The 24,046-nt window shown below is 64.8% G+C and carries 24 protein-coding genes; 7 read left to right on the top strand and 17 right to left on the bottom strand.

Annotated features, from left to right (window positions below):
- The first annotated feature begins 13 nt into the window (after positions 1-13).
- The gene (locus K408_RS0104485; RefSeq protein WP_024337012.1) at positions 14-1,339 is read left to right on the top strand and encodes an MFS transporter; all 1,326 of its coding nucleotides are present in this window, start codon (positions 14-16) and stop codon (positions 1,337-1,339) included.
- A gap of 216 nt (positions 1,340-1,555) precedes the next feature.
- Here K408_RS0104485 and K408_RS0104480 read toward each other — a convergent pair whose 3' ends face one another.
- From K408_RS0104480 to soxX, 11 genes are all read right to left on the bottom strand, one after another.
- Positions 1,556-3,274 carry an N-acyl-D-amino-acid deacylase family protein gene (locus K408_RS0104480; RefSeq protein WP_024337013.1) on the bottom strand — a complete coding sequence of 573 codons (1,719 nt, stop codon included), beginning with the start codon at positions 3,272-3,274 and terminating at the stop codon, positions 1,556-1,558.
- Between the two features lie 185 nt (positions 3,275-3,459).
- Positions 3,460-4,662 (bottom strand): MFS transporter, encoded by a 1,203-nt coding sequence (locus tag K408_RS0104475; protein ID WP_024337014.1) that lies wholly within the window; start codon positions 4,660-4,662, stop codon positions 3,460-3,462.
- 144 nt (positions 4,663-4,806) lie between these two features.
- Positions 4,807-4,986 (bottom strand): hypothetical protein, encoded by a 180-nt coding sequence (locus K408_RS0104470; protein WP_024337015.1) that lies wholly within the window; start codon positions 4,984-4,986, stop codon positions 4,807-4,809.
- A 71-nt stretch (positions 4,987-5,057) separates the two neighbouring features.
- Entirely contained in the window at positions 5,058-6,095 is a 1,038-nt protein-coding gene (locus K408_RS0104465) for an MBL fold metallo-hydrolase (RefSeq protein ID WP_024337016.1), read from the bottom strand.
- Between the two features lie 201 nt (positions 6,096-6,296).
- Entirely contained in the window at positions 6,297-6,755 is a 459-nt protein-coding gene (locus K408_RS0104460) for a DsrE family protein (protein ID WP_024337017.1), read from the bottom strand.
- The gene (gene soxB / locus K408_RS0104455) at positions 6,752-8,503 is read right to left on the bottom strand and encodes a thiosulfohydrolase SoxB (protein WP_024337018.1); all 1,752 of its coding nucleotides are present in this window, start codon (positions 8,501-8,503) and stop codon (positions 6,752-6,754) included. The genes K408_RS0104460 and soxB overlap by 4 nt, the downstream gene beginning before the upstream one ends.
- A 54-nt stretch (positions 8,504-8,557) precedes the next feature.
- Complete coding sequence (locus tag K408_RS0104450) at positions 8,558-8,863, bottom strand: hypothetical protein (RefSeq protein WP_024337019.1); 306 nt, start codon at positions 8,861-8,863, stop codon at positions 8,558-8,560.
- Positions 8,860-9,723 carry a sulfur oxidation c-type cytochrome SoxA gene (gene soxA, locus K408_RS0104445; protein WP_024337020.1) on the bottom strand — a complete coding sequence of 288 codons (864 nt, stop codon included), beginning with the start codon at positions 9,721-9,723 and terminating at the stop codon, positions 8,860-8,862. Before soxA ends, K408_RS0104450 begins: the two co-directional genes overlap by 4 nt.
- Before the next feature lie 2 nt (positions 9,724-9,725).
- On the bottom strand, positions 9,726-10,037 hold the full coding sequence (gene soxZ / locus K408_RS0104440) for a thiosulfate oxidation carrier complex protein SoxZ (RefSeq protein WP_024337021.1): 312 nt from the start codon (positions 10,035-10,037) through the stop codon (positions 9,726-9,728).
- Between the two features lie 16 nt (positions 10,038-10,053).
- A complete protein-coding gene (gene soxY, locus K408_RS0104435; protein ID WP_024337022.1) occupies positions 10,054-10,551 on the bottom strand; it encodes a thiosulfate oxidation carrier protein SoxY in 498 nt (165 codons plus the stop codon).
- A 25-nt stretch (positions 10,552-10,576) separates the two neighbouring features.
- Positions 10,577-10,933, bottom strand: a complete 357-nt coding sequence (gene soxX / locus K408_RS0104430; RefSeq protein ID WP_024337023.1) for a sulfur oxidation c-type cytochrome SoxX — start codon at positions 10,931-10,933, stop codon at positions 10,577-10,579.
- A 231-nt stretch (positions 10,934-11,164) separates the two neighbouring features.
- On the opposite strand from soxX, the gene K408_RS0104425 reads away from it, so the two are divergent.
- Positions 11,165-11,836 (top strand): DUF938 domain-containing protein, encoded by a 672-nt coding sequence (locus K408_RS0104425; protein WP_024337024.1) that lies wholly within the window; start codon positions 11,165-11,167, stop codon positions 11,834-11,836.
- 106 nt (positions 11,837-11,942) lie between these two features.
- Here the strand turns inward: K408_RS0104425 and K408_RS0104420 are convergent, their stop codons facing one another.
- On the bottom strand, positions 11,943-14,009 hold the full coding sequence (locus K408_RS0104420) for a prolyl oligopeptidase family serine peptidase (protein WP_024337025.1): 2,067 nt from the start codon (positions 14,007-14,009) through the stop codon (positions 11,943-11,945).
- A 199-nt stretch (positions 14,010-14,208) separates the two neighbouring features.
- Here K408_RS0104420 and K408_RS0104415 point away from each other — a divergent pair, with 199 nt between their 5' ends.
- Together K408_RS0104415 and K408_RS0104410 are read left to right on the top strand one after the other, a co-directional pair.
- Positions 14,209-15,456, top strand: a complete 1,248-nt coding sequence (locus tag K408_RS0104415) for an MFS transporter (protein ID WP_024337026.1) — start codon at positions 14,209-14,211, stop codon at positions 15,454-15,456.
- A 212-nt stretch (positions 15,457-15,668) separates the two neighbouring features.
- The gene (locus K408_RS0104410; RefSeq protein WP_024337027.1) at positions 15,669-16,904 is read left to right on the top strand and encodes an MFS transporter; all 1,236 of its coding nucleotides are present in this window, start codon (positions 15,669-15,671) and stop codon (positions 16,902-16,904) included.
- Between the two features lie 179 nt (positions 16,905-17,083).
- On the opposite strand, the gene K408_RS0104405 is transcribed toward K408_RS0104410, so the two are convergent.
- Together K408_RS0104405 and K408_RS0104400 are read right to left on the bottom strand one after the other, a co-directional pair.
- Positions 17,084-17,578, bottom strand: a complete 495-nt coding sequence (locus tag K408_RS0104405; protein WP_024337028.1) for a VOC family protein — start codon at positions 17,576-17,578, stop codon at positions 17,084-17,086.
- Positions 17,579-17,668: 90 nt separating this feature from the next.
- Positions 17,669-18,214 (bottom strand): carboxymuconolactone decarboxylase family protein, encoded by a 546-nt coding sequence (locus K408_RS0104400; RefSeq protein ID WP_024337029.1) that lies wholly within the window; start codon positions 18,212-18,214, stop codon positions 17,669-17,671.
- A gap of 138 nt (positions 18,215-18,352) precedes the next feature.
- Between K408_RS0104400 and K408_RS0104395 the strand changes: the two genes are divergently transcribed.
- From K408_RS0104395 to K408_RS41895, 3 genes are all read left to right on the top strand, one after another.
- Complete coding sequence (locus tag K408_RS0104395; protein WP_024337030.1) at positions 18,353-19,552, top strand: acyl-CoA dehydrogenase family protein; 1,200 nt, start codon at positions 18,353-18,355, stop codon at positions 19,550-19,552.
- Positions 19,553-19,706: 154 nt separating this feature from the next.
- Complete coding sequence (locus tag K408_RS0104390; protein ID WP_024337031.1) at positions 19,707-20,846, top strand: acyl-CoA dehydrogenase family protein; 1,140 nt, start codon at positions 19,707-19,709, stop codon at positions 20,844-20,846.
- A gap of 118 nt (positions 20,847-20,964) precedes the next feature.
- Complete coding sequence (locus tag K408_RS41895; RefSeq protein ID WP_155248213.1) at positions 20,965-21,123, top strand: hypothetical protein; 159 nt, start codon at positions 20,965-20,967, stop codon at positions 21,121-21,123.
- Positions 21,124-21,144: 21 nt separating this feature from the next.
- Here K408_RS41895 and K408_RS0104385 read toward each other — a convergent pair whose 3' ends face one another.
- From K408_RS0104385 to K408_RS0104375, 3 genes are all read right to left on the bottom strand, one after another.
- The gene (locus K408_RS0104385; protein ID WP_024337032.1) at positions 21,145-22,182 is read right to left on the bottom strand and encodes an amino acid ABC transporter substrate-binding protein; all 1,038 of its coding nucleotides are present in this window, start codon (positions 22,180-22,182) and stop codon (positions 21,145-21,147) included.
- 85 nt (positions 22,183-22,267) lie between these two features.
- Complete coding sequence (locus K408_RS0104380) at positions 22,268-22,861, bottom strand: L,D-transpeptidase (RefSeq protein WP_024337033.1); 594 nt, start codon at positions 22,859-22,861, stop codon at positions 22,268-22,270.
- 208 nt (positions 22,862-23,069) lie between these two features.
- Entirely contained in the window at positions 23,070-24,044 is a 975-nt protein-coding gene (locus tag K408_RS0104375) for a hypothetical protein (protein ID WP_024337034.1), read from the bottom strand.
- Positions 24,045-24,046: the final 2 nt, after the last annotated feature.

Below are 24,046 nucleotides of genomic sequence, written 5' to 3'. Positions count from 1 at the left end.
TTCGGGGAGAATCATGAGCGCTCAGGGAACGTCGGCGGTGGCGGGCAAGTCGGCGAGGACGCCAAGAGGCGCCTGGACCATCACCTTTCTCCTGTTCCTCTTCATGGTGGTGAACTTCGCCGACAAGATCGTCGTCGGTCTCGCCGGCGTGCCGATCATGACCGACATGAAGCTCAGCGCAGAGCAATTCGGCCTGCTGGGCTCCTCCTTCTTCTTCCTGTTCTCGATCTCGGCCATCGTGGTCGGCTTCGTCGTCAACAAGGTGCCGACGCGCTGGGTCCTGCTGGTGATGGCGGTGATCTGGGCGCTGGCGCAGTTCCCGATGGTCGGCACCGTCTCCTTCACCACGCTTTTGATCTGCCGCATCGTGCTGGGCGCCGGCGAAGGTCCGGCCTTCTCGGTCGCCGCCCACGCCATCTACAAATGGTTCCCCGACGAGAAGCGTACGCTGCCGACCGCGATCCTGTCGCAGGGCTCCGCCTTCGGCGTGATCCTGGCGGTGCCGGCGCTGAATTGGATCATCGTCAACCATTCCTGGCACTACGCCTTCGGCGCGCTTGGGGTCGTCGGCCTGATCTGGGTCGCGGCCTGGCTCGCCCTCGGCAAGGAGGGACCGCTCGAGGACACGGAGGTCCTCGCCGTCACCGAGCCGAAGATCCCGTATGTGCAGCTTCTGACCTCGCGCACCTTCCTCGGCTGCGTGTTTGCAACCTTTGGCGCCTATTGGGCGCTGTCGCTCGGGCTCACCTGGTTCACGCCCTTTATCGTCAAGGGGCTCGGCTTCTCGCAGAGTCAGGCGGGCTTCATCTCGGTCCTGCCCTGGGTGTTCGGTGCCACCATCGTCATGCTCACCGGCTGGATCTCGCAAGTGATGATGGCCCGCGGTTACACCACGCGCATCTCGCGCGGCGTGCTCGGCTCGGTGCCGCTGATCATCGGCGGCCTGATCCTCGGCATGATGCCGCATGTGCAGGGCGCCGGCCTGCAGATCGCGTTGCTCGTCGTCGGCTCCGGCCTGTGCGGCGCGATCTACGTGGTCTGCCCGCCGATGCTCGGCGAGTTCACCCCGGCCTCGCAGCGCGGCGCCGTGATCGCGATCTACGGGGCGCTCTACACGCTCTCGGGCATCATCGCGCCCAGCGTGATGGGCACCGTGATCCAGCGCGCAGGCAGCATGCTCGACGGCTACTTGACCGGCTTCACGATCAATGCGGCGGTCATGATGGCCTCCGGCGTCATCGGTCTGGTGCTGCTCTGGCCGAACACGGAAAAGACGAGACTGACGCGTGGTGCGTCGGCGCAAAGGGCGGCGCTGAAAGGTGCTATCTCGCCGACTTAGGATGCTCCGCTCCAGGGGAAGGTGCGATAGCACACACGGGGAAACGCGGCGGGAAGGTCGCCTGCGGCCATCCCTCGCGACGCCCGCCTCCGGCGGACCCTCAGGATGAGGACCACGTGCTCAGCAGTGTCAGCGGACGCGGCGCTCGCTCAGCCTCTTCCGAAAGCTCATATGCGAGTGCCATGCCTTCCAGGGAAGGGCCAGCAGGCAGCCTCGCTAATTCACTCCCTGCGCGCCACGAATCAGCTTGCCCGGCCGCCGTCCCGTGGCCTCGCCGTGCCGCCGCGTCACCACGCCCGAGACGATGGTCGCCTCATAGCCGTCGACATCCTGCAACAGCCGCCGTCCGCCGACAGGCAGGTCGTAATGCACCTTGGGCGGATGCAGATGCAGGCGGTCGTAATCGATCACGTTGACGTCGGCCTTGTAGCCCGGAGCGATAAGCCCGCGGTCCGTCAGGCCTACCGAGAGCGCGGTCTTGCGTGACTGCGCCGCCACCACGAACGGGATCGTGAGCTTCTCGCCGCGCTTGCGGTCGCGCGTCCAGTGGGTCAGCAGATAAGTCGGGAAGCTGGCATCGCAGATGATGCCGCAATGTGCGCCGCCATCCGAGAGGCCCGGCACGGACCGAGGATCGAGCAGCATCTCGCGCGTCGCATCGAGATTGCCGTCGGAATAGTTCAGGAAAGGCACGTAGAGCATGCCGCGGCCCTCGTCCGACAGCATGGCGTCATAGGCGAGCTCCTCCGGCTGACGGCCTTGCCTGCGCGCTTGCGGCCCCAGCGCGTTCTCCGGCGGCTGCTCGTAATCGGGGGGATCACCGAGCAGGAACATCTTGTCGTAGTTGGGACGGAAGAACAGCGGATCGTCGGTCGCCGTTGCCGTCTCGCTCAGGATCGCCTTGCGTACGTCGCTCTGACGCAGCAGCGCCAATCGTTCCTGCAGCGGCAGATGCGCGATCGCCCTGTAGCTCGGATGGGTCTGGAACGGATTGCGCGACAGCTCGAGCCCGAGCAGGAGGCCGACGGGACGCGCCGCGATCTGTGCCGTGACGGAGAGGCCGCGCCGCGCCGCCGCATTGATCTCGTCCAGGGTCTGGCGCCAACGCTGCGGCGCCTTGTCGTTCTGCGTGATCGAGAAGGAGATCGGGCAGTTCGTGCTATCGGCCACCCTCAGCATCATCGGCAGGTCCTCGTGGATGGTCGAGAGGTCCAGCACGAACTGCAGCACGCTGCGGCCCTCGCGATGCATCGCGCCGGCGATGGCCGTGAGCTCGTCTTCGCCCGCCTTCAGGGTCGGCGTGAAGTCGCCGGTCGAGGTCCGATGGTTGAGCGTGCGCGAGGTCGAGAAGCCGAGCGCGCCGGAGCGCACCGCCTCGCCCGCGAGCTTTGCCATCGTCGCATTGTCCTCGGCGGTCGATGGATCGCGGCGGGCGCCGCGCTCGCCCATGACATAGACGCGCAGCGCCGCATGCGGCAGCTGTGCGCCGACATCGATGTCGAAATCGCGCTTGGCGAGCCAGTCCATGTAATCGGGAAAGCTTTCCCAGGCCCAGGGAATGCCGGCGCTCAGCACCGGCTCCGGAATATCCTCGACGCCCTCCATGAGCTGGATCAGGCGGGTGTGATCATCGGGCTTGCACGGGGCAAAGCCGACGCCGCAATTGCCCATGATTGCAGTGGTGACGCCGTTCTGCGACGACGGCGTGATGTCCTGGCTCCAGGTGACCTGGCCGTCATAATGCGTGTGCACGTCGACGAAGCCCGGCGTGACGAGCTTGCCGCGCGCGTCGATCTCTTCGCGGCCCCTCGCGGAGACCTTGCCGACCTCGCTTATCTTCCCGCCGGTGATCGCAACGTCGGCCTCGAACAGCTCTCCGCCACTTCCGTCCGCGACATTGCCGCCGCGGATCACGAGATCAGGGGTGGTGCTCATGTGTTTCTTCCCGTCTTGTTGTGTTGTTTATTTTGTCGTCCCGGACAAGCGCGTCAAAGCGCACACCGATCCGAGCCCCGCAAACGAGGGGCGAAGTTTGGTGAAGACTCGGAGAGATCGGCTTCGCGCGCCACTACTCCCTGTCGTTATGGGTCCCTGCGCGGCGACGACAGCTCAGCTCCTGGTTACCCTTGCCGCTTCCGTTCCGTGAACGGCGACAGCAGCACCGTCGCCAGCATGAAGATCACGGACGCGCCGAACACCCAGTGCGGTGCATTCTGGTCCATGATCCAGCCGAACAGCAGCGGACTGACGATGCCGCCGAGATTGAAGCCGGTGGAGACGATGCCGAAGGCCCGTCCTGCAGCGCCGGCGGGCGCTGCGTTGCGCACCAGCATGTCGCGCGAAGGGGCGATGACGCCGGAGAGGAAGCCCGCCGCCGTCATTGCGGCGGTCAGAGCCCAGCCCGGCAGCGTGACCAGCGCGATCAGCAGCACGATCGCGGCATTGGCGGCAAAGCAGGCCGCGGCGACCTGGCCGTGACGCTCGGTCCGGTCGGCGAGGAAGCCGCCTGCGAGCACCCCAATGGCGCTGGCGCCAAGGAAAGCCGTCAGCGCGATGTTGGCGGCGGAGTAGGAGGCGCCGTAGCCGCTCATCAGCGCCACCACGCCGAAATTGTTGATGCCGGCGACCGACAGGCTCAGCAGCATGAACAGCGCAGTCAGCGTGATAAGCACCGGCGTGATGACGGCCTGCTTTGGCGCGCTCTCGCTGCCGGGCTTCTTCTTGTGCGCACCGGCATCGGGAATGTTCACGACGATCAGCAGCAGCGCCACCGCAATGCCGATCGCGCCGGAGGCGATCAGTGCGCCGGTGCCGCCGGACAGCGTGACGAGCGCGGCCACGATCGCCGGTGCGACGGCGCCGCCGAGAAAGCCGGCAAAGGTATGGATCGAGAAGGCGCGGCCCATTCGCGCCTCGTCCATGTGCTCGGCCAGGATCGCATAGTCGGCGGGATGATAGACGCTGTTGGCGAGGCCGAGCAGCACTGCGCACGCGATCAGCGAGGCGTAGCTGAGATGCAGGCCGAGCAGGATCAGCGCGGCGCCGCCGAGCGCAAGCCCGGCCAAGAGAATGCGCCGCGCGCCAAAATGGTCGACGAGATAGCCGGTCGGCGCCTGGGTCAACCCCGATACCACCGCGAACACGGTGAGCGCTAAGCCGAGCTCGATATAGCCGACCCCGAGCTGGCCCTTGAGGAACGGGAACAGCATCGGGAGCACCAGCAGATGGAAATGGCTGACCCAATGCGCGATCGAGATTCCCGTCAGCGTACGCAGTGCGCTGTCCGCCTTGCCTTGCTGCGGTGCGGCGAGAACGTCGACCATTGCAGTTCCGTTTCACTCCCGATGGAGGCGCAAACTATCGGGGAGAGCGGTTATTTGTCCATGAACGCAGGCGCATGGCAGGTAGCGAGGGCAGGTAGCGAGGGCAGGGGACGACAGCAAAGCGCGGGGTGCCGGCGTAGACCCTCACAACGGCTCGTCATCGGGGCCGTATCGATCGCGTTTCGGCGTTGCGATGTCGCCATCCTCGTAATCGTCGTCATCGAGGGCCGGCGGTGGCACCTTCGGATTGTTGTCCGCCTGCTGCTTCTCGGCGGTCTTGTCGTCGACGAATTTGGGCGGCTCGCTCAGCTTGCCAATGGCCATGGTTTTTCCGGATGGTGATGCTGCATCCGCTCCTATCCGGAACATATGTGCAGGTCCTGACCTATCGCAAGTCAGTGCAACACCGGTCCGCCGGCCTTCTTCCAGGCGTCGATGCCGCCGGCGATATGGGCGGTGTTGAGAAGCCCTGCCTCCTTTGCAGCCGCCACCGCCATTGCCGAGCGTTCGCCGAAGGCGCAGAAGAAGACGACGCGGCGGCCGGTAGCGGCGGCGACCTCGCGCAGCATGCCGCCGGGCTTGAGGCTCTCCTCGACTGAGGGATAGGGCGTGTGCAGTGCGCCTTCGAGCATGCCGTGCTTCAGCCGCTCGTTGGTTTCGCGCAAGTCCACCAGCAGGATGTCGGGCCGGCCGAGGATGCGGATCGCCTCGGTTGCGCTGAGCGCGCGCCCTTCCTTCTCGAGTTCTTCCTGATGCAGACCGACATGCATGTTGGCGGGCACCGCCACGTCCATCATCTTGGGATTGGGCAGCTTCAGGTTCGCCATCAGCTCGATATATTCGTCGACCGAGCGCACCTGCAGCCGCGGATTGTAGCGCTTCTCCTCGCCGATGGTGGAGACGGTGTCGCCCTTGTAGTCGTGTGCCGGAAACACCATCGTCTCGTCCGGCAGCTTCAAGAGGCGGTTGAAGATCGAGTCATATTGCGCGCGCGCCGAGCCGTTCTGGAAATCGGTGCGGCCGGTGCCGCGGATCAGCAGCGTGTCGCCGGTGAAGACGCGGTCGCCCATCAGGTAGGAGTAGGAATCGTCGGTATGGCCCGGCGTGTACATCACGTCGAGCGACAGGCCCTCGATCGTCACCTTGTCGCCGTCGGCAACCCGCATCGCCACCACGTCGGCCTTGGTCTGATCGCCCATCACGGTCATGCAATGGGTTCGGTCGCGCAACTCGCCAAGCCCGGTGACGTGGTCGGCATGCAGATGGGTGTCCACCGCCTTCACCAGCTTGAGGTCGAGCTCGCGCAGCAATTGGCAGTAGCGGTCGACCTTCTCCAGAACGGGATCGAGGATGAGCGCCTCGCCGCCGTGGCGGCTGGCCAACAGGTAGCTGTAGGTGCCCGAAACGCTGTCGAAGAGTTGGCGGAAGATCATGGCAGGACCCGGCAGTGGAACTGGTTTCGAGGATTTTACTACGGCGGAGGCCAAAAGGAGAATTAATTCACTGCCATGAGAAAACAATCGGAAGATTTTCATTGCGATCTGACCCGTCATTCCGGGTGATGCGCAGCTTCGTAGCGGAGTCTCGAGATTCGGATTCGGCTCTGCGAGCCGCCCGGAATGACGGCGAGGTGCCTACGGCCGCACCAATGTGTACCCGTTCTCCGCCAGGAACAGGATTTGCCCGACGCCCACCTGCACTGGCGTCGCCGCTTGGATGAAGTCAGGCCGCTTGCCCGTTTCCCGTTCGATCGTATCGACCGTATTGAGGCAGATGTCGAAGCGCACGCCCTGTGCGATCAGGCTCTCGACCTGCTTGCGGCGCTCGCCGCCGGCGAGAAGCAGGTCGATGCCAGGACCGAACGCCACCACTTCGATCGCGATCTTGTCGGGACCGTAGGCTTTCAGCAGGTTGTTGGCGACGCTCAGCACCAGGGACTGCTTCTTCGCATCGCCATCGGAGAGCTGCAGCACGATCCTGTGCTCGGCGAACGGCTTGTCCTGCAGCGGCACCTGTTGTGCAAGAGCAGGCGGCACCGCTGCCCAGACGAGCAGCGCCAGCATCATCGCGAATTTGAGCTGCAGCCGCATCATCCGCGTCCCGCAATCCCTGGATTGCCCTCGACCCCCTTCAACGTCACGCCGGAGCCGAGTCGCTCCTGCAACATCCGGCCTGAGCGCAGATATTTGCCGACGACGTCCCACACAGGCGCGCCCTGCCGGGTGTTGACCGAAGCCCAACCCGCCACCTTGTAGCGGTGGCTGGCGCTGAGCGGCTTGCCGTTGCCGAGCTTCAGCTCGGAGATGCGAGCCCCGATCGCAGCCTCCGGCGTGCAGGTGTAGCTGAGACCGCCGGCGCGCACCATGTCGCCGCCCTGCTGGTAATACGGGTCGGCGTTGAAGAGATTGTCGCAGACGTCTTCGAGCACATCCTTGATCTCGGCGCCCGTCATCTCCTGAACATAGGTCTCGGGATAGCTGATCGCGGTCTCCGCCAGCAGATCCTCCATGGTCATCGCCTGTCCCGACAGCACGGTGACGCCCCAGCGAAAGCCGGGAGACAGCGCGATCTCGGCATCGAGCTCGGTGCGGAGCGCAGTGCAGATCAATTCGTCCATGGATCCCGAGAAATTGCCGCGGCGATAGAGCAGCCGGTCGGGCGTTGCGATCTTTTCCGACCAATCGGCCACGTGCTGCGCACGGACCCGACCGATCAGCTCGGCCATCGCCGGATCGGGCTTCAGCAGCTCCGAATAGACCGGCAGCAGATGATACCTGACATCGCTGACCTTGCCCCTGTCGAGCGCGAGATCCAGCACGGCCAGGAATTTCCCGTTGGAGCCGGCATTGGTGACGAGCGTCGTGCCGCCCGCATTCCTCACGGCCATCGGCTGCGGCACGGCATCATGGGTGTGGCCACCGAGGATGACGTCGATCCCGGTGACCCGGCCTGCGAGCTTGAGGTCGACATCCATGCCGTTGTGCGACAGCAGGACGACGGCGTCGACCTTGTCGGCGCCGCGCAACGCATCGACATGCTTCTGCAGCTCCTCCTCGCGGATGCCGAAGCTCCAGTCCGGCGTAAATCTCTTGGGATGCGCGATCGGGACGTAGGGGAAGGCCTGCCCGACGATCGCAATACGATGCCCGCCCATCTCCTTGATCATCGACGGCTTGAACACCCGCCCGCTGGCCTTGTCGAAGGCGGGCGCGTCGTTGAACGCGGCTTCCTCGGTCAGGAACACGTTCTGCGCCAGGAACTCGCCCTTGAATCGCTCGAGATTGTCGCGCAGCGCCTGCTCGCCATAGGTGAATTCCCAATGCCCGGTCATCGCATCGATGCCGAGCAAATTGGCAACCTCGACCATGTCGCGGCCCTGCATGACGTTGGCAAGCCCGGTGCCCTGCCAGAGATCGCCGCCATCGAGGAGGAGCGAACGCCGCTCGCCGACTTCGCCGCGCAAGCGATCGACCAGCGTCTTCAGATAGGCGAAGCCGCCGAGCTTGCCGAAGCGGCCGGCGGACTTCTCGAACTCGACGCAGGTGAAGGCATAGGCATCGGCGCTATCTGGCCGGATGCCGAACCGCTCCAGGAAGGCGCGGCCGACCAGATGCGGCGGCCGCCCCGCCATCTCGCCGATGCCGATATTGACGCTGGGCTCGCGAAAATAGACCGGGTTGAGCTGCGCATGCGTGTCGGTGATGTGCAGGATTCTTGCGTTGCCGAACCGCTCGAGGTCGTAGATGCCGGCGGTCTCAGTGCCGCGGGCCAGCCGCGGCAGGGCGAGCGTTGCGGCGGCGAGGCCTGCACTTTTCAAAACATCGCGGCGGCGGATCGCCATCCAAGAATTCTCCGCGCCTCTCGGGATCGCTAAACGGCTACTGTCCCAAACAGTCTAGCGGATTTCCATCGCCTTCCAGGCTTCTTTTTCCGATGTGGCCTGGAAAATCGAGGCCTTCGCCAGCGCCTCGGCCTCCCTGGCGGCGGCAACAGCACGATCGAAATCGCCGCCGTCGGCCGCCTTCTTGGCCGCGGCCAATGCCGAGACGGTGACGGTCCACTGGTTGCGCATGCCGGCCGCCTCCCTGGAGGCCGCTTCGGCGGCGGCATAGGCCGCCTTGTAATCCGCCTCGTTCGCCGCGCGCGCGGATGGCGCAAGGCTCAAGGCAAGCAGCATGGCGAGAGCAAGTGACCGCTTCATGGCCGTGCTCCCGGTCCCGAGATCGGCAGGCCATTGGCGACGTAGGACAGGAAGTACTCGACGTCGCGATATTCGTCCGATTGCGGCTCCAGCGGAACCGCGCGGGTCTGGCTGTTGCAGGTCACGAAGCGGCGGCTGGTGGTGCCCATGCCGCTCCATTCGGAGCGGTAGATCGGCATCGCGTTGAGGATGCCGAGCGCCGGCGCCAGGGTTTCGGCGCGGATGCGCTCGCCCGGGCTCTGCACATGACAGCTTGCGCAGGAGAAGTTCATCTGGCCGCGTCGCGTGTAGAAATACCGCTTGCCGTTCTCGAACGCCGCAAGCGCACGGGGATCGTCGGGGATCCTGATGTCCATCGGCTTGCCGCGCGAGGTATAGGCCATGTAGGCGGTCAGCGAGGCCATCTCGTCCTTGACATAGGAATAGGGCGCTTCGCCGTTGGCCTCGCGGCAGCGGTTGAGCGCGAGCTCCAGCGTGACGACCTTGCCTTCCTTCTCGTCGAAATAGGGATAGTTCTGCCGGATGCCGATGCCGCCGTTGGGGAAGCAGTCGGCATAGGTCTTGCCGTTCTTGAACGGCGTCGCGAACATCTCCTTGCCGGCTTCGAGCGCGAACTCGTAAGGCGGGAATTCCTCCTTCTCGCGCCACTGCCGCTTCATGTCCTCGTTCATGGAATAAGGACCGTTGACGAAATCCTCGCGCTTCACGTTCGGAAACTTCTGGAAGAAGAAGTTCTGGAACGCCTTGGCATCGGCAACGGGATCGACCTTGTCGGCCGCGGCCACGCGCGGAGGCGCGGCCGCGAGCGCGACAAGTGCGGCGCACACGGAGCCGAGCAGAAGTGAGAGGCGGACCTTCATCGTCACGCGATCTTCGCGGTCGTCGTGTCCGACGCACCCTTGTTGTCGATCCAGGAGATCTTGAGCTCGTCGCCCTTCTTGGCGCCCTTGAAGCTGAACTTGACGTATGGGTCCTTCGAGACCGCAGTGCCCCAATTGGCGACGAAGACGTCCTTGCCGTTACATTCGAACTTCAGCTCCTGGATGAAGTGCGCCGGAACCAGTTCGCCGTTGGGGTTCTTGACGAGGCCGGTGTCCATGGGGTGCTGGATCAGCGCCTGCACCTCGGTGATGTCGCCGTTGGACGTTGCGCGGACGCGAATGCTGGATGCCATCTCGAACTCCCTTCGCTCAACCGCCGCAGCCGCCGACGGTGACCTTGACCTCTTTGGTCGCGCTGTAGAGCTTGCCGTCCGCTTCCACGACCGCGGTCAATCTGGTGGTCTTGGCCATCTTCAGACGGTTGGCGACGGCAGGGATCGTGCCGTCCGGGATCTTGTAGCTTGCCGCGAGCGCATTCGGGTTCTCGGCCACGAAGAACGAGATCGATGTCACCTTCTCGAGTGACGTCGTCACCGAGATCGGCACCACGCCGCCATTCTCGGCGATCTCCGGCGCGTCGAGCTTGACCTTGTCGGACGGCTCGGCAGTCTTGCCATAAAGCGCCTTGATCGCGTCGGCCTCGTTCTTCTGCTTGAACGCCTCTTCCGGATATTTGTCGTTGGCCGCAGCGCGCGCGGGAGCGGCGCCGAACGGCAGATTGCCGAGGCCGAGCAGCGCGACGGAAGCTGCGCCCTGCAGGATCAGGCGTCGCGTCGGATGAGGACCGGTGGTGGTGGTGGTGGTCATCTCAAGTCTCCTGGGCAGCCGGCCGTCACAGGGTCTGCAGGAAATCAACGATCGCGTTGATCTCCTGTTCGGTCAAAATCCGGTTCCGGCCAAATGGCGGCATCATGGTCAGCGGATTGCGCTTGGTCTCGTCGAAGATGATTGCGACCAGCTCGTTGCGATCGGGGTACCTAGCCTTGATATCCTTCAGTTCCGGCCCGATCGTTCCCGGCAGGTCGCCGCCTTGCATGGCGTGGCAGGTCAGGCAATTGCCCTTGCTGCGGTCGAAAGCGAGCTTCCGGCCCTCGATCACGGTGGACTGCGCCTCCGCCGTCGCCACCGCAGCGCCGGCGAACAGGGCCAGCGCAACAAGCAAGGCGGGCTTGCGAGGAAAGACGGTCAAGGCATCGTCCTGAAGCGGTATGTCGATGATCTCATTTGCGGAATGGTTCAAAAGCACAAAGGGCAGAGCCTGACAATCAAGACTATGCATACGGCAAAATGGGGTTAATATCCTCGGCATTGCAACTGATGAGATAGTTCGTTCATCAGCCGGGTCGGGATTGGCAGATTATTCTCGGACGTTCGGCCCGCATGGCCATCTTTTCTGTTTCGCATTTTTTGGGGACGTCACTTGGCTGAATATGTCGTCGAATTTGGCAGGGACGGCGGAAGGGTCGAGCCGGATGGGCGGCTCGATGCGCCGGCCTTCCATCGCAATCACGAGCCGATCTGGGCTGCGCTGGAAAAGCATCTCGCCGGCGCGACCGGAAACGTGGTGGAACTCGGCAGCGGAACAGGTCAGCACGTGGTTCATTTCGCGCGCCACACGCCCGGCCTGATCTGGTGGCCGAGCGACCTCAACCAGCGCCACCTCAAGAGCATCGAAGCCTGGCGGGTATATGCGGCTCTGCCGAACATCCGCCCGCCCCTGCGGATCGACCTCATCGATCCCCATTGGTGTCCGGAGATGAAGAGCGGGCAGGGCCCGACGAGCCTTGCAGCCGTGTTCTGCGCCAATGTCATCCACATCGCGCCCTGGGTCGTCGCCGAAGGCCTGTTCGCCGGCGCGGGTCGATACTTGCGCGCCGACGGCAAGCTGTTCCTCTACGGCCCCTTCAAGCGCGACGGCAAGCACACTGCGCTCAGCAATGCGGTGTTCGACACCTCATTGCGCGAAGGCAATCCCGAATGGGGCGTGCGCGACATCGGTGACGTCGAGAGTCTCGCGCGGGGCGCGGACCTTCGTCTCGTCGATACGATCGATATGCCCGCGAACAACCTCACGCTGGTGTTCGCGCGCTAGAAGGTCGTCGTGCCCGGGCTTCCACGTTCGCCGTTCGACACGTCAAGTCGTGGATGGCCGGGTCAAGCCCGGCCATGACGATGTGGAGACGTCCGCGCCCCTAGCGCTAGTCGCCATCCCGCCACCCGATCCTCTCCTTCAAAAACCGATAGCCCAGCACCTCGAAGCCGGCGCGCTCCTTGTTGTCCTTGCCGTAGCCGTGGCCGCCGGCCGCCGGTTCGTAGAGCCAGGCCTCATAGCCCATCGCCTGGAGCTTCGCCGCCATCTTGCGGGCATGGCCGGGATGAACGCGGTCGTCGCGTCGCGTGGTGGCGATCAGGATCGGCGGATAGGGCTGGCCGGCCTTCACATTGTGATAGGCCGAGTAGGTCTGCAGCCACTCCCATTCGTCGGGCTTGTCGGGATCGCCATATTCGGCGATCCAGCTCGCGCCCGCGAGCAGCTTGGTGTAGCGGCGCATGTCGATCAGCGGGATGGTGCAGAACAGCGCACCGAAGCGCTCGGGGTAGCGCACCAGCATGTTGGTGATGAGGATGCCGCCGTTCGATCCGCCCTGCGCCGCGATGCGCTTCGGCTGCGTCACGCCGCGGCGGACGAGATCGGCAGCGACCGCGGCGAAATCGTCATGCGACAGCTTCTTGCCTGCGAGCCGGCCGGCATCGTGCCAGCGCGTGCCGAACTCGCCGCCGCCGCGCAAATTGGCCTGCACCGTCGTGCCGCCGCGCTCCAGCCACAGCTTGCCGAGCGAGGCGTTGTAATACGGCTTCACGGAAAGTCCGAAACCGCCATAGGCGCTCATATAGACCGGCGCGTCGCCGGTCTCTGCGGCGGGGCCGGTCTGGACATAGGGAATGCGCTCGCCGTCGATCGAGATCGCCTCGTGCTGGGTCACCACGAGCCCGTCTGGGGTGAACGTCTTCGGTGCCTGCTTCAGCACGGTTGGGCTGGCGACGCCACGCTCGATCAGCAGCAGCGATGGCGGTGTCAGCGGGTCCTGCACATTGGCGAGCAGATCGCCGTTGCTCTCGGACGGATGGCGATCGAGCGGCCAGACGTCGACGACCCCGATTCCCGGCAGGCCGGGAAGCATCTCGCGGCTCCAGCCGGTTATGGACGGCGTGCGGATCTCGAAGCGCGGCTTCAGCTCGTCGAGAATCGAGAGGACCAGCTTGCCGGCGACCCAAAACAGGCCTTGCAGCGCCCGCCGTGGTGCGGGTTCGAACAGGATTGCGAAATCGCGGCTGCCGGCGAGGAACGCCGAAAGCGAAATGCCGAGCACGGTATCGGTGGCGTAGGTCCGCCCCTCGACCGTCCAGTCCTTGCGCAGCTTCATCGCGAACCAGTCGCCATGCGCCTGCATCCAGATTCCGGTCGGCAGATCGAGCCTGGTCGTCACGCCAGCGGCATCGCGCAGCCAGATCGCATGATTGAAGAAGTCGATCTGGTCTATGATCCAGGTTCGCGGCGCAGTGCCGGTGTCGTCGACGCTGCCATAAATCATCATGTGATCGGGCGTTGTCTCGATGATCACCTGCGCCTCATCGACAGGCTGGCCGCGTCGCCACAGCCGAACGGTCCGAGCATATCCCGAGCTCGTCGTCATGCCCTCGCCATGCGCGCTCGACAGCAGCAGCGTGTCGGCATCGAGCCAGTCGACGCCGCCCTTGGCTTCCGGCAGCGTGAAGCCGTCCGCAACGAAGCTCTTCGTGGCGAGGTCGAACTCGCGAAGCGTGACGGCATCGCTGCCGCCGCGCGACAGGCTCAGCATGGCGCGCGAGCTTCCCGGCATGGTGGCGATCTGGCTCAACAGCCAGTCCTCGCCTTCGCTTGCTGCGAGCTGGTCGATGTCCAGCATGGTCTCCCAGTCCGGGCTGGCCTTGCGAAATTCCGCCATTGTCGTCCGCCGCCACAGGCCGCGCGGATGGCTCGCGTCCTTCCAGAGGTTGTGCAGATCGTTGCCGCGCCGGCTCACATAGGGGATGTTGTCCGGCCGGTCGTAGATCGCGGCGAGGATGTCGCGGTCGTGCTCGAAGGTTTTGCCGCCGAACGCGGCGAGCGTCAGGCTGTTCTGCCGCTCGACGAAATCGAGCGCCTGGGTGCCTTCGATCTCCTCCAGCCACAGCCAGGGATCGTCGTCGGGGGCGGTGAGCGTGGGCCTGTCGTCGACCGACATGAAATGAAACTCCCGGAAGTCGCGGCGGATAGGATTTGATCGAACTCAAGCCGTCAAGGGTGCCGCCCGGTATCATCCGTTCGATTGCGTCGGAGGCATGGCCTGCGCCCATTTGCGCCGGTTGCTTACCCTCTTGCGCCCCACCATAGTCCCGGGAATCAACGAGAGCCCCTGACGAGCCCTTCGGGCGGGAATGCCGATGATCGATGTGACGTCTACTGCCGAAATCGCCGACGACGCCCGCGTGCGTGCCAATGTGGTGCGCCTTGCCGCCGCGCAGGCATTGACCGGCGCCAACTCGGCGGTGATCTTCGCAACCGGCGCGATCGTCGGCGCGACGCTTGCGCCGGACATGTCGTTCGCGACGGTGCCGATCTCGATGTATGTGGTCGGGCTTGCTGCGGGCACGCTGCCGACCGGCACGATCTCGCGGCGCTTCGGTCGTCGCGCGGCTTTCATCATCGGCACGGGCCTCGGCACGCTCACCGGCCTGCTCGGCTCGTTCGCGATCCTGCGCGGTTCGTTCGCGCTGTTCTGCTTCGCAACCTTCCTCGGCGGCCTCTACGGCGCCGTGGCGCAATCCTATCGCTTCGCCGCCGCGGATGGCGCCAGCGCGGCTTACCGTCCCAAGGCGGTGTCGTGGGTGATGGCCGGCGGCGTGTTCGCTGGCGTGCTCGGCCCGCAGCTCGTGCAATGGACCATGGACGTCTGGCAGCCCTATCTGTTCGCCTTCAGCTTCCTGGTGCAGGCGGCCGTCGCGCTGGTCGCGATGGGCATCGTCGCCGGCGTCGACATGCCCAAGCCCGCGCCGGCCGATCTGCACGGCGGACGGCCGCTGCTCACCATCGTGACTCAGCCGCGCTTCATCGCGGCGGCGCTCTGCGGTGCGATCTCCTATCCCATGATGAATCTGGTGATGACCTCGGCGCCGCTCGCGATGCAGATGTGCGGCCTCAGCGTGTCCGATTCCAATTTCGGCCTGCAATGGCACATCGTCGCGATGTATGGGCCGAGCTTCTTCACCGGCTCGCTGATCGCCCGCTTCGGTGCGCCGAAGATCGTGGCCGCCGGCCTCCTGCTGGAAGCCGCCGCCGCCGGTATCGGCCTCTCCGGCCTCACCGCCATGCATTTCTGGGCCACGCTGGTTGTCCTCGGCGTGGGCTGGAATTTCTCCTTCATCGGCGCTTCCGCGCTGGTGCTGGAGACGCACCAGCCGCAGGAGCGCAACAAGGTGCAGGCGTTCAACGATTTCCTGGTGTTCGGCATGATGGCGATCGGCTCGTTCTCCTCGGGCCAGTTGCTGGCCAGTTACGGCTGGTCTGCGGTCAACCTCGTGGTGTTCCCACCGGTCGTGCTGGGCCTTGTCATTCTCTCGCTCGTCTCTTGGGCTCGTCGCCGCAAGGCGCGGCTGGACGCGGCCATGGGCGAGTTTCCGGACGCGGTCTAGGCTGGCGGGAGCCTGTCAGCAGCGTTGATACTTCGATCCCGCTCGAAGTGATTTTCGGGTGAGGGTCGGTTAGATGTCGTCATGGCCGGGCTTGTCCCGGCCATCCACGTCCTGCTACGTCGAAGGAAGAGCGTGGATGTCCCGGGCATAGGCGAGCGTGAAGCGACGCCGTCCTTCGAACGGCTATGCCCGGCATGACGGAGTAGGCGGCCATGCTCGATAATCCTCAACAGCCCCGAATTGACGAATCCTCCCTCCGTTACGAAGGCTGGCGCATCGTCGCGGTCTGTTTCCTGCTCGCCACCTTCGGCTGGGGTCTCGGCTTCTACGGCCAGAGCGTCTACGTCGCCGAGCTCCAGCGCGCGCGCGGCTGGCCGACGTCGTTGATCTCCTCCGGCACCACGTTCTTCTATCTCTTCGGCGCGCTGCTCGTCGTCTTCGTCGGCGAAGCCGTGCGAAAGTACGGGCCGCGGCTCTGCCTGATCGCTGGCACGCTGGCGATGGCGGCCGCGGCCGTTGCGATCGGCGCGGTGCGCGAACCCTGGCAGCTCTATCTTGCCAATGCCGTGCTCGCCTTCGGCTGGGCCGGCACCAGCCTCGGCATGATCACGAACACGATCAGCCTGTGGTTCGACCACAGGCGCGGCATGGCGATCAGCCTTGCGCTGAACGGTGCGAGCTTCGGCGGCATCGCCGGCGTTCCGCTGCTGGTGATGCTGATCGGCCATGTCGGCTTTGCCAGCGCGATGTACGCCGCTGCCGGAGCCATGCTGGTGCTGCTGCTGCCCGTCATTCTCCTTCTCGTCGGCCGACCGCCCGACCGCCACGGCCGGCACGCGACCGCGAAGGCAAGACCGCAATCCTCGACGCAGATCCGCGCATGGGCATTGCGTGACGTCGGCTTCCTCACGGTGACGACAGCCTTCGCCCTCGTGCTGTTCGCGCAGGTCGGCTTCATCGTGCACCTGATCTCGTTCCTCGATCCCGTGATCGGCCGGGAGCGGGCAGCTCTTGCCGTCGCCGTGCTGACGGCGATGGCCGTGGTCGGCCGTGTACTGTTCTCACTGGTGATCGACCGCCTCGACCAGCGGCTCGCCTCCGCGCTGTCGTTCCTCAGCCAGGCTGCGGCGCTTCTCGTCGTCATCAATCTGCACGACGACTACGTGCTGATCGCGGCCTGCGCGGTGTTCGGCTTCTCGGTTGGCAACCTCATAACGCTGCCTTCGCTGATCGTGCAGCAGGAGTTCGAGTCGGCCGCCTTCGGTGTGCTGATCAGCCTCAACACCGCGATCAACCAGGTCACCTACGCATTCGGCCCCGGCGTGGTCGGGGCCTTGCGCGATTGGTCCGGCGGCTATTCGCTGCCGTTCTATCTCTGCATCGTGCTGGAGGTGATGGCAGCTGCACTGATCATGGTGCGAGGCAAGCCAGGAGCAAGGCTATCGTAGCATGGGCAGAGACGCGTTGCGCCGTGCCCACCCTTCGGCATCGCGCTTGATGTTTCGATGTCCCCTCATCACACTCCGTCATTGCGAGCGTAGCGAAGCAATCCAGAATTGTTCCTCAGAGACAGTCTGGATTGCTTCGTCGCTACGCTCCTCGCAATGACGGGAGGAGAGAGCAGAGTTCACAATTCACGCTGCCGCAACAATGCCTCCACATCCAGCCGCTTGGTGAACATTGCGAGCTTTCCATCCGGTCCGAACGGCCATTGTTCCCTCGGCTTGTCCCAGTACAGTTCGACGCCGTTCTGGTCGGGATCGCGCAAGTACAGCGCTTCGCTGACGCCGTGGTCGCTCGCGCCATCGAGCGCAATGCCGGCCGAGAGCACACGGTGCAGCGCATTCGCCAGCGCGGGGCGCGTCGGATAGAGGATCGCGGTGTGGAAGAGCCCCGTCGTGCCCGGGGGCGGCGGCGAGCCGCCCTTGCTCTCCCAGGTGTTGAGGCCGATGTGGTGATGATAGCCGCCGGCCGCGATGAAGGCCGCGCCCGAGCCCATGCGCTGCATCAGCTCGAAACCGAGCACGCCGCAATAGAAGCCGAGCGCACGATCGAGATCGGCGACCTTGAGATGAACGTGGCCGATTCGGGTGCCGGCAGGAACGGCTGGGCTTTGCGACATGTGAATGCTCCCTTGCTGAACTCCAAATAGGCAAGGCCCGAGGCGAGTGCTACTCGCCCGTCCTGAAACTCATCGTTTCCGAATGGGCGGTTAAGCCAGCTCCGACACCTCACCTTCCGGCAGCTCGAACTCGAACGTATTCAGCGTCATCGACACCAGCGTGTAATAGCCGCAGAGTCCGATCACCTCGACCACGCCGCGCTCGCCGAGCAGCTTCACCGCCTCATCATACAGGCCCTTCTCGACGCCGTGGCCTTCGTGCAGCGACTTCGCGAGGTCGTAGATCATCCTGGCCTTGGGGTCGTCGAAGTCGGGCGTGCGGCGGTCGCGGATCGCCTCGATGATCTCAGGGGCCATCCCGCCGGCAAGTGCGAGGCGCTTGTGCGCATACCATTCGTAATGCGCGGTCCAGTGCCGCGCCGTCACCAGGATCGCGATCTCCGAGAGCTTGGCCGGGAATACCGTATCGAATCGAAGGACCTCGCCGAGCCGTGTGGCGTGACGGGCCATGTCGGGGCTGTTCAACCAGGCCATCATCGGCGGCGGCGGCTTGCCGCGCTTGCCGGCGATCGATTCGTCATAGGTCTGGCGCTGGCTCTCGTTCATTTCGCCAGGCGAAAGAAGCTTCAGGCGCATTCTCGTTTCCTCTTTGTTTTCAAGCTCGCCGTAACGGCGACTATAGCCGAATGCGGGCTGCGGAAGTGGTTGAATTCCGCGGAGCGTTGGCCCAGAGTCGCCGGCAACAAGCTGAATTCCGATGCGATGGAAACGACCATGAGCGATACAGAAACCACCGATCTCGAGACCTTCCGCAACGAGACGCGCGCCTGGCTGGAAGCCAATTGTCCGCCCGAAATGCGCAAGCCCGCAACATCGGATGCGGATGTGTTCTGGGGCGGTCGCAACGCGAAGTTCTCGTCGGAGCCGCAGCGCATCTGGTTCGAGCGCATGCGCGACAAGGGCTGGACCGTGCCCGACTGGCCGAAGGAGTATGGCGGCGGCGGCCTCAGCGCCGCCGAGCACAAGGTGCTGCGCGCGGAGATGGCGCGGATCGGCGCCCGTCCGCCGCTGTCGAGCTTCGGCATCTGGATGCTCGGGCCGGCGCTCCTGAAGTACGGCAACGAAGCCCAGAAGAAGGAGCATCTGCCGAAGATCGCAGCGGGCGAGATCCGCTGGTGCCAGGGCTATTCCGAGCCGAACGCCGGATCCGATCTCGCCTCGCTCCAGACCCGCGCCGAGAGCGACGGCGACGACTTCATCATCAACGGCCAGAAGATCTGGACCTCCTACGCCAACTACGCCGACTGGATCTTCTGCCTGGTGCGCACCGATCCCGCCGCGAAGAAGCATGACGGCATCAGCTTCATCCTGTTCGACATGACCTCCAAGGGTGTTTCGACCAAGCCGATCCTGCTGATCTCGGGCTATTCGCCGTTCTGCGAAACCTTCTTCGACAATGTCCGGGTGCCGAAGTCGCACGTGGTCGGCACCATCAACCGCGGCTGGGACGTCGCGAAATATCTGCTCCAGCACGAGCGCGCGATGATCTCGGGCATGGGCGAGCGCGGCGTCGGCCGTCCGCTCGGTCAGATCGCGGCTGACACCGTCGGCACCGATGCGCAGGGTCGGCTCGACGATGTCATGCTGCGCGGCCAGATCGCGCGCTTCGACGTTGACGAAGCCGCGCTCGCGGCCTGCGCCGAGCGCGCCGTCGATCTCGCCAAGGCAGGGCAGGCGCATCCGGCGTTTTCCTCGGCCATGAAATATTACGGCACCGAGCTCAACAAGCGTCGCCACGAGATCCTGATGTCGGCCGGCGGCGTCGATGCGCTGGAATGGGAGAGCGAGCGCTCCAAGCAGGGCGCGAAGCCGCGCGCCTGGCTGCGCACCAAGGCCAACTCGATCGAGGGCGGCACGTCCGAGGTCATGCTCGGCATCGTCGCCAAGCGCATCCTGGATCTGCCGGGGGCGTGAGCGGCGCTCTCACCAAATGTCACTCCGGGGCGCGCGTAGCGCGAGCCCGCAATCCATCTGCCCGCGGAAATGCCGTCTGATGGATTCCGGGCCTGGCCCTTAGGGCCATCCCGGAATGACGACAACGAATAGATTTCGAACGGGAAACACGTACATGGCCCTCGTCCTCACCGAAGAACAATCCATGCTCCGCGACTCCGCGCGCGGACTGATCAGCGGCAAGGCGCCGGTGTCGCACCTGCGCCATCTGCGCGACAGCAAGGATCGCGTCGGGTTCTCGAAAGAGCTCTGGCACGCCTTCGCCGAGATGGGCTTTGCCGGCCTCCTGGTGCCGGAGGACTTCGGCGGCAGCGGCCTCGGCTATGTCGAGGCGGGCGTCGTCATGGAGGAGATCGGCCGCACGCTGATGCCCTCGCCCTTTCTTGCCACCAGCGTGGTTGCGGCCTCGGCGCTGAATCGCGGCGGCAATGCCGCGCAGAAGTCGGAATACCTGCCGAAGATTGCAAGCGGTTCGCTGCTCGCGACGCTCGCGATCGACGAGGGTGCAAAACATCGCCCGCTGCAGACCAGTCTCCAGGCCGTTCGCGCGGGCAACGGCTTCAGGCTCTCGGGCGCCAAGGCTCTGGTGGTCGACGGCCATGTCGTCGACCTCCTGATCGTCGCCGCGCGCACGGCTGGGGCCGCCGGCGAGCGCGAGGGCCTGACCTTGTTCCTGGTCGACCCGAAGGCCAAGGGTGTTGCGATCGAGCGCACCATCATGGTCGATGCGCACAACGCGGCGCGGATCGACTTCGCCAATGTCGAGGTCGATGCCGACAGCGTGCTCGGCGAAGTCGACCAGGCCGCCAACCTGCTCGATGGCGTTCTCGACATCGGCCGCGGCGCCGTCGCTGCCGAGATGGTCGGCCTCAGCGAGGAGGTCTTTGGCCGCACCGTCGAATATCTGAAGAGCCGCAAACAATTCGGCAAGCTGATCGGCGAATTCCAGGCGCTGCAGCATCGCGCCGCCGAACTCTACATCGACATCGAGATAACCCGCGCCGCCACCATGAAGGCGCTGCAGGCACTGGACGCCGATGTTGCCAAGGCCGCATCGAGCGTCGCCGTCGCAAAGGCCCGCGCCGGCACCACCGCCACGCGCGCGGTGCAGGAGGGCGTGCAGATGCACGGCGGCATGGGCATGACCGACCAGTTCGACATCGGCTTCTTCATGAAGCGTGCGAGAGTCTGCGAGGAGCTGTTCGGCGATGCGAATTACCACACCGAGCAGCTGGCCAGGGCGCGCGGGTATTGAGGCAAGCGGCAGAGACGAGGCTAGAGAGGACCAGCGCGAGCCGTCATGGCCAGGCTCGTCCCGGCCATTCACGTTCTCAAGTGCTGCAAGAGCGCGGATGCCCGGGACAAGCCCGGGCATGACGACCAAGAGTGTGGTGCGCGTCTACGTCAACATCGTCATTGCGAGGAGCGCTTGCGACGACGCAATCCAGGCTGTTGCCGGGGAGGCATTCTGGACTGCCTCGCGGAGCCTGTCACCGGGCCGCGCTTCGCGCGGACCCGTTGGCGCGCAATGACGACGGCGGCGAGAGCCGCCGTTATCTCATCGGCGGTGCGTACTGCACCCCGCCCGCGTTCCACAGCTGGTTCATGCCGCGCGGAATCTTCAGCTTTGACTTCTCGCCGATGTTGCGGTCGTACATCTCGCCGTAATTGCCGACGTGGCGGATGATGCGCGCCGCCCAGTCCTTGGTCAGGCCGAGCTTCTCGCCGTAATTGCCTTCGGTGCCGACGAGGCGCATCACTTCCGGCTTCTTCGACTTCAGCGCTTCGTCGATGTTCTCCGAGGTGACTCCCAGCTCCTCGGCGTTGATCATCGCGTACAGCGTCCACTTCACGATCATCATCCAGTCGTCGTCGCGCTGGCGCACGACGGGCGCCAGCGGCTCCTTGGAGATCATGTCCGGCAGGATCATGTGGTCGCCGGGCTTGGAGAGGTTGAGCCTGAGCGCATAGAGCTGCGAGACGTCGGCGCTGAACGTGTCGCACTTGCCGGTGTCGTAGGCCTTCACCACGTCGGCGAGGTTTTCGAACTTCACCTCTTCGTATTTCATGTTGTTGATGCGGAAGTAGTCGGCGATGTTGAGCGCCGTCGTCGTGTTGGCCTGCACGCAAACCTTGCTGCCGGTCAGATCCAGCGATGTCTCCTTGTTGCGCGAGCGCGGCAGCATGAAGCCTGCGCCGTCGTAATAGGCGACGGCGGGGAAATAGAGATCGTAGTCGAGCTCGCGCGCCATGCTCCAGGTCGTGTTGCGCGAGAGAATGTCGACCTTCCGGCTCTGCAATTCCTTGAAGCGCTCGTTGGCGTCGAGCGGGATGAACTTCGCCTTGCCCGGGTCGTCGAAGATCGCCGCCGCCACCGCGCGGCAGAAATCGACGTCGAAGCCGGTCCAATTCTTGTTGTCTTCCGAATATGAGAAGCCCGGCAGTCCCTTGTTGACGCCGCACAGCACCTCGCCGCGGCGCACTGTGCGCTTCAAGGTGCGGGTGTCGTAGAATTCATAGATGATCGCCGCGACGGCGACCACCACGGCGAGGGCGAGCCCGATCAGCAGGCCGCCACGAAAAGTGCGCATCATGTTGCTCTCTCGAAAATCGGAAAATGGGAATTGCAGGAGGGGCGGAGCATGATCCTGGAGATCATGCTCCTATCCATAGCCCTCAGAGTTCGGGCTTCTGCCGGATGACCACCTTGGTGCCGATCGGGACGCGATCGTAGAGATCGGCGACGTCGGCGTTGACCAGGCGGAAGCAGCCCGAGGACACCTTGGTGCCGATCGTGTCGGGTCGGTTGGTGCCGTGGATGCGGTAGACCGTGGTGCCGAGATACATGGCGCGGGCGCCCAGCGGATTGCCCGGGCCGCCGGCCATGAAGCGCGGGAGATAGGGCTGGCGCTGGATCATCTCCGGCGGCGGCGTCCAGTCCGGCCACTCCTTCTTGTTGGTGATGGTCACCAGCCCTTGCCACTGGAAGCCGTCGCGCCCCACCCCGATGCCGTAGCGAATCGCGCGGCCGCCGGGCTGCACAAGATAAAGGTGACGTTCGGCCGTCGAGACGATGATCGTGCCCGGGGGCTCGGTGGTGCGGAAGTAGACCACCTGCTTCTGCCATTCCGGCTCGAGCTGATAGCCGTCATCAGCAATCAAGCCCGGCTCGTCGCCGCGGTCAGGTTGCTGCGCGAGGGCCTGCGGCGCGGACAGGATCAGCCCCATCGCAGCCATGAAAACCCCGGTCAGGCGACGAAAATCCGTCATTTCAAGCTCTCCCCGCTGCCACAGCGCAAATCATTCGGAACCATCAAACCTGAGGGGCAAGTTCATGGCAAGTTGATGGCGCGGGCCCTTGGCATGTCACGAGAATGCTTTGGCTTTTTGAGGCGGTCCTGGCAATGCCACAAACGGGGGATGGCGCGAAAAGCAGTGCTTGTCGCCATGGGTCCGGTGCCTCCCTCCCCTGCACAAGCTAGATCTTGTTGCTCTCCGCCGCGATTCCCAGCCGGCGCACGATCTCCGTGCCCACGGCGCGGGCCTCGACCCGCGAACCGATCCGCGGGCTGCGAAACCGTCGTCCCGAGTGCAGACGGATCACCACGATGCAGTGCTCGTCCTCGGAGCGGCCGCGGCGCTCCACCGTGATCGTCTTCACGTCGGGCCCTTCGATGTGGTCCGCGCGGGGCGTGCCGTCGCCCCACAATCGCTCGACGCGAATATGGTCCTGCCGGATGATCCAGAATGCGCCGATCGCGAGGTTGGCGTAGCGGTAGACGGCCAGCCCGGCGATCACGCCGAGCGGCAGCAACAGGATATCGACATGGCTGGGCGGCAGGCCTCGCCAGAGCTTGTAGGCATAGGGACCAGCGCACAAGGCGATCGCGATCAACGCGACGATGCGGACGTCCCTCACAGGAAAAGGCTCGGCCGGCTCGCCGAGATGCATCTCGGGATTGCGGGCGTCGAGCGGATTGCTGGGTGCCTCGACATTGGGGACCTCGAACTGTGTGACGATCCTGTCCACGGTGTCGCGAACATGGGTCACGTCCGAGATCGGCGGCGACGTCAGGCGTTCTCCCGATGCCAGCGTGAAGACCAGCTGGAAACGGGCTTTCACCCTCTTGCTGCCGGGAACCTGCAATCCGCTGATGTCGTGCTTCGGGACGACACGCGTGCGGAGCTTTCCGAACGGACGCTGCTGCCCGATCAGGATCTCGTTGGGCGTGATGATCCACACCACCGCCGGCGCCATCATGATGCCGACGACGAATCCCGCCCCCACCAGGAGCGCCACCGCCGAGACGATGATCTCCAGCGTATCGTGCGTGAGCAGGCCGGGCGTGAAGCACAGCGCCACCGCGGCCGCACAGCCGGCCATGATCAGCCGTTGCGCGATCGAGGAGCCTTCACGAAGGCGGATGTCGGTGCTGGTGGTCGAGTCGTCCATCG

The sequence above is a fragment of the Bradyrhizobium sp. in8p8 genome, assembly GCF_000426845.1.
Lineage (GTDB): Bacteria > Pseudomonadota > Alphaproteobacteria > Rhizobiales > Xanthobacteraceae > Bradyrhizobium > Bradyrhizobium japonicum_C.
This window is presented reverse-complemented; position numbering and strand designations above follow the sequence as displayed.

Excerpts from the sequence above, each read along its gene's own strand:
- K408_RS0104485 (WP_024337012.1), top strand. The coding sequence starts at position 14 with ATGAGCGCTCAGGGAACGTCGGCGGTGGCGGGCAAGTCGGCGAGGACG.
- K408_RS0104480 (WP_024337013.1), bottom strand. The coding sequence starts at position 3,274 with ATGAGCACCACCCCTGATCTCGTGATCCGCGGCGGCAATGTCGCGGAC.
- K408_RS0104475 (WP_024337014.1), bottom strand. The coding sequence starts at position 4,662 with ATGGTCGACGTTCTCGCCGCACCGCAGCAAGGCAAGGCGGACAGCGCA.
- K408_RS0104470 (WP_024337015.1), bottom strand. The coding sequence starts at position 4,986 with ATGGCCATTGGCAAGCTGAGCGAGCCGCCCAAATTCGTCGACGACAAG.
- K408_RS0104465 (WP_024337016.1), bottom strand. The coding sequence starts at position 6,095 with ATGATCTTCCGCCAACTCTTCGACAGCGTTTCGGGCACCTACAGCTAC.
- K408_RS0104460 (WP_024337017.1), bottom strand. The coding sequence starts at position 6,755 with ATGATGCGGCTGCAGCTCAAATTCGCGATGATGCTGGCGCTGCTCGTC.
- soxB (WP_024337018.1), bottom strand. The coding sequence starts at position 8,503 with ATGGCGATCCGCCGCCGCGATGTTTTGAAAAGTGCAGGCCTCGCCGCC.
- K408_RS0104450 (WP_024337019.1), bottom strand. The coding sequence starts at position 8,863 with ATGAAGCGGTCACTTGCTCTCGCCATGCTGCTTGCCTTGAGCCTTGCG.
- soxA (WP_024337020.1), bottom strand. The coding sequence starts at position 9,723 with ATGAAGGTCCGCCTCTCACTTCTGCTCGGCTCCGTGTGCGCCGCACTT.
- soxZ (WP_024337021.1), bottom strand. The coding sequence starts at position 10,037 with ATGGCATCCAGCATTCGCGTCCGCGCAACGTCCAACGGCGACATCACC.
- soxY (WP_024337022.1), bottom strand. The coding sequence starts at position 10,551 with ATGACCACCACCACCACCACCGGTCCTCATCCGACGCGACGCCTGATC.
- K408_RS0104420 (WP_024337025.1), bottom strand. The coding sequence starts at position 14,009 with ATGTCGGTCGACGACAGGCCCACGCTCACCGCCCCCGACGACGATCCC.
- K408_RS0104415 (WP_024337026.1), top strand. The coding sequence starts at position 14,209 with ATGATCGATGTGACGTCTACTGCCGAAATCGCCGACGACGCCCGCGTG.
- K408_RS0104410 (WP_024337027.1), top strand. The coding sequence starts at position 15,669 with ATGCTCGATAATCCTCAACAGCCCCGAATTGACGAATCCTCCCTCCGT.
- K408_RS0104405 (WP_024337028.1), bottom strand. The coding sequence starts at position 17,578 with ATGTCGCAAAGCCCAGCCGTTCCTGCCGGCACCCGAATCGGCCACGTT.
- K408_RS0104400 (WP_024337029.1), bottom strand. The coding sequence starts at position 18,214 with ATGCGCCTGAAGCTTCTTTCGCCTGGCGAAATGAACGAGAGCCAGCGC.
- K408_RS0104395 (WP_024337030.1), top strand. The coding sequence starts at position 18,353 with ATGAGCGATACAGAAACCACCGATCTCGAGACCTTCCGCAACGAGACG.
- K408_RS0104390 (WP_024337031.1), top strand. The coding sequence starts at position 19,707 with ATGGCCCTCGTCCTCACCGAAGAACAATCCATGCTCCGCGACTCCGCG.
- K408_RS41895 (WP_155248213.1), top strand. The coding sequence starts at position 20,965 with ATGACGACCAAGAGTGTGGTGCGCGTCTACGTCAACATCGTCATTGCG.
- K408_RS0104385 (WP_024337032.1), bottom strand. The coding sequence starts at position 22,182 with ATGCGCACTTTTCGTGGCGGCCTGCTGATCGGGCTCGCCCTCGCCGTG.
- K408_RS0104380 (WP_024337033.1), bottom strand. The coding sequence starts at position 22,861 with ATGACGGATTTTCGTCGCCTGACCGGGGTTTTCATGGCTGCGATGGGG.
- K408_RS0104375 (WP_024337034.1), bottom strand. The coding sequence starts at position 24,044 with ATGGACGACTCGACCACCAGCACCGACATCCGCCTTCGTGAAGGCTCC.